The organism is Pantoea sp. At-9b (genome assembly GCF_000175935.2).
Taxonomy (GTDB): Bacteria; Pseudomonadota; Gammaproteobacteria; order Enterobacterales; family Enterobacteriaceae; genus Pantoea.
In genome coordinates, this window is record NC_014838.1 from 311,288 (window position 1) to 323,717 (window position 12,430).

General features: G+C 56.1%; 13 protein-coding genes. 9 read left to right on the top strand and 4 right to left on the bottom strand.

The features are described from left to right. The first annotated feature begins 1 nt into the window (after nucleotide 1). From PAT9B_RS21805 to PAT9B_RS21835, 7 genes are all read left to right on the top strand, one after another. Nucleotides 2-1,396, top strand: coding sequence for an RHS repeat domain-containing protein (locus PAT9B_RS21805; protein WP_041526046.1), 1,395 nt, complete (start codon nucleotides 2-4; stop codon nucleotides 1,394-1,396). 277 nt (nucleotides 1,397-1,673) lie between these two features. Then, entirely contained in the window at nucleotides 1,674-2,915 is a 1,242-nt protein-coding gene (locus PAT9B_RS21810) for an ABC transporter substrate-binding protein (protein ID WP_013511446.1), read from the top strand. Between the two features lie 11 nt (nucleotides 2,916-2,926). Continuing rightward, nucleotides 2,927-3,796, top strand: coding sequence for a branched-chain amino acid ABC transporter permease (locus tag PAT9B_RS21815; protein ID WP_013511447.1), 870 nt, complete (start codon nucleotides 2,927-2,929; stop codon nucleotides 3,794-3,796). A 50-nt stretch (nucleotides 3,797-3,846) separates the two neighbouring features. After that, a complete protein-coding gene (locus PAT9B_RS21820) occupies nucleotides 3,847-4,827 on the top strand; it encodes an urea ABC transporter (protein WP_049792221.1) in 981 nt (326 codons plus the stop codon). Continuing rightward, entirely contained in the window at nucleotides 4,824-5,555 is a 732-nt protein-coding gene (locus PAT9B_RS21825; protein ID WP_013511449.1) for an ATP-binding cassette domain-containing protein, read from the top strand. The genes PAT9B_RS21820 and PAT9B_RS21825 overlap by 4 nt, the downstream gene beginning before the upstream one ends. After that, on the top strand, nucleotides 5,548-6,252 hold the full coding sequence (locus PAT9B_RS21830; RefSeq protein WP_013511450.1) for an ABC transporter ATP-binding protein: 705 nt from the start codon (nucleotides 5,548-5,550) through the stop codon (nucleotides 6,250-6,252). Before PAT9B_RS21825 ends, PAT9B_RS21830 begins: the two co-directional genes overlap by 8 nt. A 217-nt stretch (nucleotides 6,253-6,469) precedes the next feature. Next, nucleotides 6,470-7,033: an ANTAR domain-containing response regulator gene (locus PAT9B_RS21835; protein WP_013511451.1), complete on the top strand. Its 564-nt coding sequence runs from the start codon at nucleotides 6,470-6,472 to the stop codon at nucleotides 7,031-7,033. Here the strand turns inward: PAT9B_RS21835 and PAT9B_RS21840 are convergent, their stop codons facing one another. From PAT9B_RS21840 to PAT9B_RS21850, 3 genes are all read right to left on the bottom strand, one after another. Next, nucleotides 7,034-7,969: a helix-turn-helix domain-containing protein gene (locus PAT9B_RS21840; RefSeq protein WP_013511452.1), complete on the bottom strand. Its 936-nt coding sequence runs from the start codon at nucleotides 7,967-7,969 to the stop codon at nucleotides 7,034-7,036. A 106-nt stretch (nucleotides 7,970-8,075) separates the two neighbouring features. Further along, a complete protein-coding gene (locus tag PAT9B_RS21845) occupies nucleotides 8,076-9,470 on the bottom strand; it encodes an amidase (RefSeq protein WP_013511453.1) in 1,395 nt (464 codons plus the stop codon). 106 nt (nucleotides 9,471-9,576) lie between these two features. Continuing rightward, the gene (locus tag PAT9B_RS21850; RefSeq protein WP_013511454.1) at nucleotides 9,577-9,978 is read right to left on the bottom strand and encodes a 4-oxalocrotonate tautomerase; all 402 of its coding nucleotides are present in this window, start codon (nucleotides 9,976-9,978) and stop codon (nucleotides 9,577-9,579) included. A gap of 120 nt (nucleotides 9,979-10,098) precedes the next feature. Between PAT9B_RS21850 and PAT9B_RS21855 the strand changes: the two genes are divergently transcribed. Then, nucleotides 10,099-10,956: a LysR family transcriptional regulator gene (locus tag PAT9B_RS21855; RefSeq protein ID WP_223300499.1), complete on the top strand. Its 858-nt coding sequence runs from the start codon at nucleotides 10,099-10,101 to the stop codon at nucleotides 10,954-10,956. On the opposite strand, the gene PAT9B_RS21860 is transcribed toward PAT9B_RS21855, so the two are convergent. Beyond that, a complete protein-coding gene (locus tag PAT9B_RS21860) occupies nucleotides 10,950-11,852 on the bottom strand; it encodes a LysR family transcriptional regulator (protein ID WP_041526100.1) in 903 nt (300 codons plus the stop codon). The two genes, PAT9B_RS21855 and PAT9B_RS21860, sit on opposite strands and share 7 nt — an antisense overlap. Before the next feature lie 99 nt (nucleotides 11,853-11,951). Here PAT9B_RS21860 and PAT9B_RS21865 point away from each other — a divergent pair, with 99 nt between their 5' ends. Beyond that, the gene (locus tag PAT9B_RS21865; RefSeq protein ID WP_013511457.1) at nucleotides 11,952-12,344 is read left to right on the top strand and encodes a carboxymuconolactone decarboxylase family protein; all 393 of its coding nucleotides are present in this window, start codon (nucleotides 11,952-11,954) and stop codon (nucleotides 12,342-12,344) included. The last annotated feature ends 86 nt before the right edge of the window (nucleotides 12,345-12,430 follow it).

Genomic DNA, 12,430 nt, shown 5'->3' on the forward strand with positions numbered 1-12,430 from the left:
GATGAACAACAGCAACCACGAATTCTACCGCTACACGCATGAAGGCTCTCGGGTCGTTAAATGTGCCCGCCAGCAAAGCAGAGCCAGTGAAGGTCAGCGTCAGGTGCATTATCTGACGGGACTGGAAATCCGTACCACGAGGCATGCAGACAGGGAAATTGAAAATGTGCGGGTGATTAGCGTCACGGGTGTGCGTATTCATGATTGGCTGCGGGGGAAACCGGAAGATGTTGCTCGCCATCAGCTGCGTTTTTGCATTAAGGATCGCGCGGACAGCAGCACGCTGGAGCTGGACAGTCAGGGTAAGATCATCAGCCGGGAACAGTATTACCCGTTTGGCGGAACGGCCCTGTGGGCAACACGCCAGCAAAGCGAAACCCGCTTTAAAACCTTGCGTTATTCGGGCAAAGAACGCGATATGACTGGGCTGCTGTACTACGGATACCGCTACTACGCGCCCTGGTTGCTGCGCTGGTTGAATACCGATCCCGCCGGAAATATCGATGGGTTAAATCGCTTTCGGATGGTGCAAAACAATCCTGTGACCCTGAGTGATCCCTGCGGATTAGCGCCCGAACGAAAACGGCGGCTTTCATTGCCGGCGGGTTTTGCAGCGAGTTCTCCCGCTAAAATAAGCCGAACTGAATCGCCCCGCCAGGCGGAAAGGGTGGTTAACAAGCTCGATCAACTGAAGCAGGTAATGAATCCTTTTCTTTCTGGTCCACCTGAAAGCGGTATGGAGAGTGGCGTTTTTCAAAGTATCAGCGAGGCGCTGAATAACAGACTGGTGCAGATTCAGGCATTACAGCACAACCAGGAAAATCCCGTTCATAATCATTTGATCCAGGTGCTCTCAATTTATGAAAAACCGCTCGCTAAGTATCTCGATACTGCCGATTTGCAACGTCTTTCACAGGTTTCCCGAAGCCTGAAACTTACCATTGATCCTCTGCAGCCCAATTTAGCACCTTACGGCGAGGTACTTTTTGGTACAGCCGCAGGAGGAGGGAAAATCCCAATGAATATTGACCTTGTCAGGGATCTTCCCACCGAAGTCAGCATTCTCGATAAAGTCCACAACGACGGGAATACTGACCATTTCGATGCAAGTAAAAAAGAATTTTACGCCATGGTTCATATTTTACAGAAGGCAGTGATGGGGAAAACGGAATTTTTTCCACGGCAATTGACCAGTATTTATCATACTGCTCATCCCATCAACCCGCAGGCATTGCAACTGACGGGTTTTCCCCTGGATGATATTAGCAGTATGTTTGAGGCGCTTCAGGAAATGGTCGAACCAAGCCTCAAAGATCAGGTTGCCCGTGAATGGTACGGGAAGGTCATTGAATTGGACAAAGTGTATAAACAATATATCAAAACACATTATAAATAGCGCACCGTCCTGGTGCTGGTTGCTACGGAAAAGTGCAAACCAGTTAGAGGCATAATCATCACTGCTGGTGATGAACCTTGAATATTCTGCCCGGGCCAGAAAAGTTAAATCTGGCCCGCTTATTGCTTGCTAAATCTTATTGCCCCAGCGTTGTGGCAATCACATCTTTTTTATGCAGACAGCGTTGTCTGCCAGCTGCTGGTTACACCCTGGCCGGATCTCACCGGAAACCCATTCTGTTTTTCTTTCTTACTCATCACTTCTTTAAGAGGGTGCTATGGCTATTAGTCGTCGTTCATTTCTTCAGGGATCTGCATTATCGGCATTAGGTCTGGCTGCGGGCGTTGCGCCGAAACTCAGTTTTGCGGCAGAGAATAAAGACGCCATTAAAGTGGCGACCATTCTTGACCTGTCGGGTGGTCTGGATATTTACGGTAAACCGATGTCGAACGCCATCAACCTGGCGGCGGATGATATCAACGCCGCCGGTGGTTTGCTGGGCCGCCCGTTACAGATGATTAATTACGATGCCCAATCCAATATGCAGCTTTATGCGCAGTATGCGCAGCAGGCGGCATTGAAAGATAAAGTGGCGGTGGTGCAGGGCGGTATTACCTCAGCCTCGCGTGAGGTGATTCGTCCGGTGCTGGACCGTTTTCGTTCGCTCTATTTTTATCCGGCACAGTATGAAGGCGGCGTGTGCGATCGCAATTACTTCTCCTCTGGCTCCACCCCGGCGCAAACCGTGGAGAAACTGGTGCCTTACGCCATGAAAAAGTGGGGTAAAAAAATCTATGTGGTGGCCGCAGATTACAACTACGGCCAGATCGTCTCCGCGTGGGTGAAAAAGTCGGTCCATGACAACGGCGGAGAAGTGGTTACGGTGGAGTTCTTCCCGCTCGATGTGACCGATTTCGGGGCCGCGATCTCGAAAATCCAGAGTGCGAAACCCGATATCGTCTGGTCTGCGCTGGTGGGGGGCGCACATATCTCGTTCTATCGCCAATGGCACGCGGCAGGCATGAGCGGCAAGATCCCCATCGCGTCGACGGTGTTTGGCGGCGGTAACGAACATATCATCCTGTCGCCGGAAGAGAGCAACGGCATCCTGGTGGCCGCCAACTATATGCAGGAAATCCCGACGCCAGAAAATCAGGCTTTCGTGCAGAAATTCCACGCCAAATATGGTGCCAACACCCCGTATATCAGTGACCTGGCGATGGGGGCTTACCAGGGCATGCTGATATGGGCGGAAGGGGTACGCAAAGCCGGATCGGTTGACCGCATGAAGGTAATTGAGGCGCTGGAGTCCGGTATCACAGTGGCGTCGCCAAGTGGCAAAGTCACGGTCGATCCCGCCACGCATCACTGCACGCTGGATGTGCACATCGCCGAAGTGGAAAACCATCAGATGAAGATTCTGGAAACCTTCACCGATCAGCCACCAAGTGATACCGCGATGGTGTGCGATCTGAAGAAAAACCCGCGCGATACCAAACAGTATCAAATCGAGCTGTAACAGGAGCCACTATGGATCTGTTGATTATCTATGGCATTGAGGTGCTCAATGCTATCGCGGTGCTGATTATCATGAGCCTCGGGCTGGCGGTGGTGTTTGGCATGATGAAAATCGTCAATATGGCGCATGGCGAATTTATGATGCTCGGCGGCTACAGCGCGATTCTCGCCACCAATCATCTCGGTGTGCCGATCTGGATTGCCATGTTGGTGATTGCCCCGCTGGTGGTGGGGGTGTTCGGCATCGTCATTGAACGCGTGATTATCCGACACCTCTATGGCCGGATGATTGACACCATGCTGGCGACCTGGGGACTGAGTCTGGCGCTGATTGGGGCGGCCACCATGCTGTTCGGTAACACCACGCTGGGCATCAGTTCACCGCTGCCCAGCGTCAGTGTTGGTAGTTACAGCACCAGTGGGTATTCGCTGTTTACCATCCTGTTTGCGCTGTGCCTGGTGGGGGCGCTGTGGCTGCTGTTGCGCTACACCACCCTCGGGTTATGCGCGCGCGCCACGATGCAGAATGCGCGCATGGCGGCGGCGCTCGGCACCAATCCCGGCAAAATCTACAGCCTGACATTCGGTCTGGGTGCGGCGCTGTCAGGACTCGGCGGGGCGTTGCTGGCACCGATCACCGGGGTGATCCCGACTATCGGCATCAGTTTTATCGCCAAAGCGTTTATCACGGTGATTGGCGGCGGCAGTGCCATCATCGCCGGTACGCTCTCCTCATCCACCCTGTTTGGCACCATCTCGCAACTGGCGACCTACGCGTGGACGCCGGTATTCGGCGCAGTGGCGTTGTTATTAAGCGCGATTGTGCTGCTGCGGCTGTTGCCACAGGGCATCACCGGACGCTTTTTCAGGAGGTCGCTGTGAGGAAATTATTATCGGAACGGGTGCAGATCATCGGCGTTGCGCTGGTGGTGATGTTGGTGGCGTTCTGGCTCTCCGGCGCGCTGGAGCTGTATACGCTGCTGTCGGTCACGGTGTTTCTGGTGATGGGGCTGCTGTCGCTCAGTCTGGCATTTATCTGGGGCTACGGCGGTATTCTGTGCTTTGGTCAGGCGGCGTTTTTCGGCCTGGGTGCCTATACCTACGCCATCTGCGCCATTAACTGGGGGGATTCCACCTGGGCGGTGGTCATGGCGGTGCTGCTGCCCACCTTGTTCTCGCTGCTGCTGGGCTATGTGATCTTCTATGGCGGCGTAAGCGATGTCTATCTTGGCGCGATTACCCTGGCAGTGAGTCTGGTGCTGTTTAACTGGGTGAACTCAACGGCGGGCAGCGAATATCACATCGGCCAGGCATTGCTGGGTGGTTTCAACGGCATTCCGTCAGTGCCAACCCTGAATCTGCCCTTCCAGCCCGATGCGATCCTGGCACCAGAAGCGATCTTTCTGGTGACGGCGGGCTGTCTGGCGCTGTGCTACGTCCTGCTGAAATTCACCTTACTCAGCCGCTTTGGCAAAACGGTGGTGGCAATCCGCGAGAATGAACAGCGCGCGGGGTTGCTGGGCTACAACGTGCCGGCGCACAAGCTGGCCACCTTCGCCATCGGGGCGGCGATAGCCGGGCTGGCGGGGTGTTTATACGTCAACTGGGGCGCATTTGTCAGTCCTGGCGTGTTCAGCATCAGCCAGTCAGCGCAGATCATTATCTGGGTGATTGTGGGCGGGCGCGGCACGCTGATCGGGCCGGTGATCAGCTGCATTCTGTTGCAATGGATGGTCACCCGCCTCGGTGCGCAACAGACGGTGGACGTCAATCTGGTGCTGGGGGTGATTTTGGCGGTGTTTGTGTTGCTGATCCCCGGCGGCCTTTTGCCAACGCTGCAACGTGTGTGGCGGCGTAAACGCCAACCGACCGCGCAGCCAGCCACCGCGCAGGTGAGTGAGGTGAAACAATGAGCGCAACGGTGCTGTTACAAACCAGAAAAATGGGTGTCAGCTTTGGCGGCGTCCATGCGGTGAAAGAGGTGGATTTCACTCTGCACGAGGGCGAATTGCGTTGCCTGATTGGCCCGAATGGCGCAGGGAAAAGTACCTTCTTTAAAATGCTGAGTGGTCAGGTGACACCCAGCCGTGGCGAGTGTCGTTATCGCGACCGGGTGATTTCCGGGCTGCGACCCTGGGAGATCGCGCGCCTCGGCATTGGCATCAAGACCCAGGTGCCCAGCGTGTTCGACGGTTTGAGCGTGCGTGAGAATCTGTGGCAGGCGGCGGCCAATCGCATGGCGAAATCCGCGCTGCCTGCGGCGATTGATCAGGTGTTACAGGATATTGGCCTGCTCCAGTTTGCCGACGCCACCTTATCTGAGCTGGCGCACGGTCAGCGGCAGTGGGTGGAGCTGGGGATGATCCTGATTTCGCGTCCGCAACTGGTGTTGCTGGATGAGCCCGCCGCCGGGATGACGCACCACGAAGTACGCAAAACCGCTGCGTTAATCAAAGCCATCAACCAGCAAAGTACCGTGGTGGTGGTGGAGCATGATATGGAGTTCATCAGCATGATTGCGCAGAAGGTAACGGTGTTTAATCAGGGGGCGGTACTGGCGGAGGGCAGCTTTCGTGAGGTGACCAGCAACCCGCTGGTTAAAGAGGCCTATCTCGGTAATGTGGAGATTAAACATGCTTGAAATCAAAGAGATGGTCTCAGGGTATAACAAAATTCCGGTGCTGCATCTGTCTGAATTGTTTGTCGGTGCCAAATCCTTCACGGGCGTACTGGGACGTAACGGCATGGGCAAAACCACGTTGCTGCGCGCCATCATGGGTGAGCTGCCCGCCTGGCAGGGTAGCATTGCGCTGAACGGTATTGATATCACCGCTTATCAGGCACACCAGCGGGCGGCAGCAGGGATCGGTTTTGTGCCCCAGGGGCGGCAAATCTTTCCACTGCTGACGGTGGAAGAGAACTTGCGCATGGGCTGCGTCAAACACTTCTCCCGTGCCGGACAGATTATCGAGCAGATGCTGGAGATCTTCCCGCGTCTGAAACGTCTGCTGGCGCAACCGGGAGGATCGTTGTCCGGTGGGGAACAACAATTGCTGGCGCTGGCGCGCTGTTTATGTGGTCAGCCGCAACTGGTGCTACTGGATGAACCCACCGAGGGGATTCAGCCGAATATCTGTGAGGAGATCATCGAGACACTGCAACGGCTCAGGCATGAGATGGATATCTCCATCATCCTGGTAGAACAGGATATTGAGTTTCTCTATGCGCTGTCAGATCGTATCCATGTGATTGAGAAGGGGGAGATTATTCACCACATCGATCCGCAAACCACCTCCAGCGCCAGTATTGCCGAGCAGTTTTTGGGTTTTCATGCCTAGTTTTCTGCACGCAGTAGCCCTCACCCTAACCCTCTCCCGCAAGCGGGAGAGGGGATCGATCGAGCACTATCTCCCTCTCCCGCCTGCGGGAGAGGGCCGGGGTGAGGGTACAAACACACTTGTCCCAACCGACACACTTCCCGACCGCCCAAACAAAGCAGTCGTTGCTCTGTGGGCTTAGTGTAATGCTTCACACTCCATCAACTCAGGGTGACGCATGACTGAGCAATCCTTACTGGCGACGCTGGCAGGCGTCCGGCTGCATCTCTTCCACCCGGATGTACAGAGCGCGCGGGCCTTCTGTGCTTCACTGACGCAACTTGGCTGTCACGCGCAACACAGCTGGCCGCTGCCCACCCAGGCCCCCGGTGACGCCCATCTGGTGATGGTCGCGGTTGAACCGCATTATCAACAGGCCCTGCAACCGTTATTCCGGGGCTGGCGGCAGGCAAAGATACCGGTCATCGCACTGGCCGATGGCCAGAACGCGCGCCTGTTTCCGCTGTTGATCGAACTGCAACCGACCGCTATCGCCGAACGCACCCTGAATCCCTTTGCGTTGATTGTGCAGATCATTGGCACATTGCAAGCAACACGCCAGTACGCCCGCCAGCGAGTGCCAGCCAAAAGTGAACGTCTGGCGCAGGCCAAAGGCATGCTGATGCGGGAATATGGGCTGGATGAGTCCGGGGCCTACCGTTTTATGCGCAGCGAAGCAATGAACACCCGCAGCAGCATGGAATACACCGCTGAACGGGTGATCAACAGCCTGCAAAAATAGCTAATTTTGTGGCTGACGGATCAGGCTGCTGGGGGTGTAACCAAAGGCTTTGCGGAACGCGAGGCTGAAGTGCGACATGTCGCTGAAGCCGTGATCCATCGCCACCTGGGTGACATTACGCGCTTTGCCTTCGGCCAGCACTTTGTGGCTCGCCAGCAAACGTTCCTGCCAGACAAAATTCATCGGCGTGGTACCGTGGGCCGCAAACACCCGGCTGACGGTGCGCGGGGAGACATGATGGGCGTTGGCGATCTGCGCCACCGACAGATCGTGTTCGTGCAGATTCAGCCGCAGATAACTGACCACGCGTGAATACAGGTCGGGTTTCAGTGCGGCGTCGCTTTTCTGCAAATTCAGGCTGACGGCAATCATGTTCAGCAAGGTATTGGCGAACTGCTCGGTCAGAAAGGCATTCTCGCGTTCGGCATTAAAGGCAAAAGCTTCGGTCAGCATTTGTTTGAGCGAGGTCATGCCCGGACGGCTGAGATCCAGCGTTTTACCGGCCAGCCGGGCGATGGACGGCGCCTCTTTTTCAATCATCTGGCGCGGCAGATGGACGATATTGATGGCAACATTCTCCATGGCAAAATCGAACGGTGTCGCGGCATCATAAATCACCACATCGCCAGCGCTAACGCAGGAATGGTTGTCATTCTGGCTCAGGGTGCCGGAACCGGCGCAGATATACCCCAGATAGAAATCATGATTAGGATGACGACGAATGCACTCCTGGGTGCGCTGCCACACCAGCGCGGTGCGTGAGATATGGTTGGCGATGTCCACATGTCCCAGCATCGAATAGCCGAAACTGCCGGAGAATTCACCGGCGTGCGTTTGCCGTGCTTCAGCGTTGATCAGACGCGAACAGACGGCGTCGCGCCAGGCATCAAAGCGATGGCGGTTTTCCAGGTTATCGGTGGTGAAATGTTCTTTCATGACAACGTTCCCTAAACATGGCGAAAAGGGCGGAAGTGGAAAAAATAAAGCAATTATTGGGCCATGAAAGCGACAGAAAGGCCGCCGTGGCGGCCAGTGAGGAAAGTTACAGCGTCGGGTGTTTTTTATGCCAGTCAGTCGCCTGCTGGTAAGCCCAGGCCCCCTGTATCATGGTGGCCTCAGCGAAGTGCGCGGCAACCAGTTGGAAGCCAATCGGTGCACCCGCCGCCGTCATGCCACAGGGCAGCGTGATGGTGGGATGGCCGCTGGCGTCGAATGCACTGGTGTAGCGCAACACGCCGTTAAACAGTGCCTGATCAGTACCAAAACGGGTCATGGTATCCCAGGTTAAACCGGCAAAAGCCGTGGCCGGTGCCAGGACCAAATCCACGTTGCTAAACAGGGCGGAAATATCCCCACGCAGTGCTGCACGACTCAGCAGCAGGCGCTGATACTCCAGTGCCGTCACACTGTGGCCGAGATCCAGCAGTCCTGCCAGACCGGGGCCGTATTGCTCCTTCTGCGCCGGGTACGTCGCTTCATGTGCCAGCGCGGTTTCGACGGCGCACAACGCGCTCCACTCCGCAGCAGCTTTCTCCGTATCCGGCATGGTGATATCCACAAAGGTGGCACCGAGTGCACTCAGGGTGGCAATCGCTGATTGCAACGCAGCGCGCGTATCATCATCGACTTTGTCCAGTGCCCAGGCCTTATCGAGACCGATGCGCAACTTGCTGATACCACGCGTCATCAGCGCCAGATAGTCCGGTACGGGTTCGCTGCTGGAGGTGGGATCTTTCTCGTCACGCCCGGCAATCGCCTGCAACATTGCGGCAGCATCGGCCGCGGAACGCGCCATCGGCCCGATATGATCGAGCGATGCCGCCAGTTCACAGGCTCCGTGGCGGGTGACGCGGCTCCAGGTGGGTTTGATGCCCGTCAGGCCGTTGGCGTTGGAGGGGAAGCGGATCGAGCCACCGGTATCGGTGCCGATCGCGCCAAAACACAAGCCCGCCGCTGTGGCAACACCAGAACCACTGGAAGACACACCGGTCCACAGCGCACTGCCCCAGGGGTTAGACGGGCGGGTAATTTCCGGGTGGTGATCGGCAAAGGCGCTTTCGGTTTGCGCCAGCTTGCCGAGGATCACCGCACCGGCCGCACGGAAACGTTCCACCACCGTCGAGTCTTCAGCCGGGTAGTGATCTTTATGAATGATCATCCCGTGGGTGGTGGGGGCGTCTTTGGTCCAGATCAGGTCTTTCAGGGCAATCGGCACCCCGTGTAACGGGCCACGAATCGTGCCGCTGGCGATTTCACGGTCTGCATCGGCCGCCTGTTGCAGCGCGCTATCACGCATCAGGTAAAAATAGCTGTGCAGTTGCTGATCCAGCCTATCGATACGTGCCAGCAGGGTGCGGGTGACATCAACCGAGGTGATCTCACCAGACTGAATCAGGCGGCCAATTTCCAACAAACTTTTGTAATGCAGGTCGTTCATCCGTTGCTTACCTCGCAGAGAAAGTGTTGCTAAACAAGCTAAAGCAGACGTGATGGACGGGCTTTGTTAAGCAGGACAATCGTTGTGTCGGGAGTGACAACGCAAATCAAGCCACCCCTGCCTGCTGGTGTCGCCACTCCTGAGTGCGCCCACCATAGCCATAAGCGGCTGCGCGGGCATCGATCAGATGGATATAGCTGACGTCGTGCAGATCCGGACGCAGCGCAGCCAGTGCCTGATACAGCTCACGCACAAAACGCGACTTCTCCGCCTTGGTGTTGGTCTCATCGGTGATGCTGATATCCAGGTGAAAGGCGCTACGCGCCAGCGTTTTCAGCGTTTCACCGCCAATGAACCATTGGTCGTCGGCAATAAACTGCACGCTGATGGCCATGACCGGGCGATCTTTCCCCAATACGGTCGCGGTCAAATCCTGAATGACCTCGACAGCTTGATGCATCAGGGTGGCGTTGTGCTCGCCGGAAAACTGTAAAACGATATGCGGCATGTTTTCTTCCTCTTCATGTGAACAGGGAGGCAGTATTCCGCTTTTCTTTTCATCACAAAAGCAGGAAGATTGGTTGTTATCCATCAATAAAACCGTTAGATAAAAATGAATACCTTCGATATGGAACAGTTACGCAGCTTTGTCACGGCGGTTGACGCCGGGAGCCTGACGGCGGCTGCACCGCAGCGCTGCCTGTCACAATCCGCACTGAGCGAGCAGTTGCGTAAGCTGGAGCAGCGGGCCAACCAAACGCTGCTGGTGCGCAGTAAAAGCGGTGTGACGCCAACCGCAGCCGGGGAAAAGCTGTTGCATCATGCGCGCCATCTGCTGGCGCTGGCGGATGTGGCGTGGCGCGATTTGCAGGGGGTGACCCTCAGTGGCGAGATCCGTCTTGGCATCACAGACTATTGCCGACCGGATGCTATCGTCGCGCTTCTGGCACGCTATGCGCGTGACTATCCTCAGTTGCGCCTGCGTACCACGATGGGTAAAAGCGCCGAAATCGATGCGGCATGGCAGCGCGGTGATCTCGACCTCGCGGTGGTGATGCGGGTGCCCGGTCTTAGCCGGGTCGGGGAGGCCAAAGCGGAAACGCGGCTTTTCTGCGAACCGCTGCTGTGGGTAAGCGCCAGCGCATTGTCGTGGGTGCAGCCGCTGCCGCTGGTGTTGCTACCGGAAGGATGCATGCTGCACCGTGCAGCCTGTCAGGCGCTGAGTCGGGAGCATCATCCCTGGTTTGTGCGTCATATCTCGTCAGGTGTACGGGGACTCCAGGATGCGGTGGCCGCAGGCCTGGGTATCGCGTGTCTGAATCGTTCAGCAATGCCCCGAGAGGGTGTGGTTGTGGTGCAGCAACCGTCGTTGCCGCGCCTGCCTGAAGCTGAATTTGTGCTGTTGAGCCGACCCGCTGACCAAAGTGAGTTCGGGCAAACCTGTGCCGCTTTTGCGGAGATTTTGCAACAAACGCTGGCTTACTGATCGATCAGAGAATGGCTCAGGTGGAGGCGCAGATGGTCAACATAATGGCGAATCTTCGGCAGTTGTTGCCGGTCCGCAAAGGTAAGCAGATGCACCGGTCTGGCGGGCGTGGTCATCTGGTTGAACAGGCGTATTAAGTGGCCGGATCGCAGATCGTCCGCCAGCAGCACCTCGGGTTGCATGATGATACCGCAACCCTGCAATGCCGCCCGACGCAGCGCCTCACCGTTGTTGATCGACATCACCAGTTTTACCGGTACCGAGAAGGGTTTGTCGGCATCGATAAATTGCCAACGGCCGCTGGCTAGCGGGTGGGCGAAGCCCAGACAGCGATGATCAATCAACTGCTCTGGATGCGCGGGTGTGCCAAACGCCTCAAGATAGGCGGGGGAGGCACAGACGACCGAACGGTAATCGGCTAATCGTCGTGCTACCAATGAATTAACCTGCTCCAGTTCACCGATTTTCAGCATCACATCAATGCCATCCTCGGCCATATCCAGTGGGCGGTCGCTCAGACGGATATCCAGCGTGACGTCCGGCCAGCTTGCCTGAAAGCGGGCATTTAACGCCGCCAGCACATGAACCCCCAGTGAAACCGGGCAGGCAACGCGTAATAATCCTTGCGGCTGTTGATGTTGGCGTGAGGCGAGTGATTCCGCATCACGAATATCGGCCAAGATTTGCTGACAGCGTTGATAATAATCGTGACCAAAGTCGGTCAGGCTTTGCCGTCGCGTGGTGCGGTTTAGCAGACGCACGCCTAAATGCTGCTCCAGACCCTTAATGTGCAGCCCGATCATGGTACTGCTGATGCGCATTTCCTCGGCGACGGCGGTAAAACTGCCTTTCTCCACCACGCGAACGAACACCGCCATACTGTCCAGTTTGTTCATGATTACCAAATATAGCTTGATAGTGATGCAAGTTTTAGCATGTTTTTCTAAGTCATACATTGTTATTCAATCAACGCTTCCCTCAAATGGAGAAGCAACATGATCACGCAACCTGAATTACGCCAGCGCGGGCTGGTGCTGTTTAATCAGCTGTACGGCAATGGGGCGGGCGAAGCCCTGCGCCAGGATATGGCTGATATTTGCCCCGACTTCACCGATATCACCATTGAATGGGCCATGGGCGGCATTATGAGCCGCACGGGTCTGGACCCGATAACGCGTGAGCTGGTGGTGATTGCGTCCTGCGTCACGCTCGGCCATCCGGTGCCACAGCTGAAAGCCCATACTCAGGCGGCGCTCAACGCTGGAGCCAGCCGTGAGCAGATCATTGAAACCATTTTGCAGTTGCTGTTTTATGCAGGCGGTGCGGCGGTTAGGAATGCGCTGGTGCATATTCGCGAGATTGTGAATGCCCCCGGGGTGCAAAAATGAACCCTACGCGACCGTTATGTTCTTTATTTATAAAATGACATTAGATTGCCATATTTCTTCTTAGGAAAAGGGTCACGCTGAAATAG

Bases quoted from the DNA above. Each gene is read 5' to 3' on its own strand.
- PAT9B_RS21805 (WP_041526046.1), top strand. From the start codon at position 2: ATGAACAACAGCAACCACGAATTCTACCGCTACACGCATGAAGGCTCT.
- PAT9B_RS21810 (WP_013511446.1), top strand. From the start codon at position 1,674: ATGGCTATTAGTCGTCGTTCATTTCTTCAGGGATCTGCATTATCGGCA.
- PAT9B_RS21815 (WP_013511447.1), top strand. From the start codon at position 2,927: ATGGATCTGTTGATTATCTATGGCATTGAGGTGCTCAATGCTATCGCG.
- PAT9B_RS21820 (WP_049792221.1), top strand. From the start codon at position 3,847: ATGTTGGTGGCGTTCTGGCTCTCCGGCGCGCTGGAGCTGTATACGCTG.
- PAT9B_RS21825 (WP_013511449.1), top strand. From the start codon at position 4,824: ATGAGCGCAACGGTGCTGTTACAAACCAGAAAAATGGGTGTCAGCTTT.
- PAT9B_RS21830 (WP_013511450.1), top strand. From the start codon at position 5,548: ATGCTTGAAATCAAAGAGATGGTCTCAGGGTATAACAAAATTCCGGTG.
- PAT9B_RS21835 (WP_013511451.1), top strand. From the start codon at position 6,470: ATGACTGAGCAATCCTTACTGGCGACGCTGGCAGGCGTCCGGCTGCAT.
- PAT9B_RS21840 (WP_013511452.1), bottom strand. From the start codon at position 7,969: ATGAAAGAACATTTCACCACCGATAACCTGGAAAACCGCCATCGCTTT.
- PAT9B_RS21845 (WP_013511453.1), bottom strand. From the start codon at position 9,470: ATGAACGACCTGCATTACAAAAGTTTGTTGGAAATTGGCCGCCTGATT.
- PAT9B_RS21850 (WP_013511454.1), bottom strand. From the start codon at position 9,978: ATGCCGCATATCGTTTTACAGTTTTCCGGCGAGCACAACGCCACCCTG.
- PAT9B_RS21855 (WP_223300499.1), top strand. From the start codon at position 10,099: ATGGAACAGTTACGCAGCTTTGTCACGGCGGTTGACGCCGGGAGCCTG.
- PAT9B_RS21860 (WP_041526100.1), bottom strand. From the start codon at position 11,852: ATGAACAAACTGGACAGTATGGCGGTGTTCGTTCGCGTGGTGGAGAAA.
- PAT9B_RS21865 (WP_013511457.1), top strand. From the start codon at position 11,952: ATGATCACGCAACCTGAATTACGCCAGCGCGGGCTGGTGCTGTTTAAT.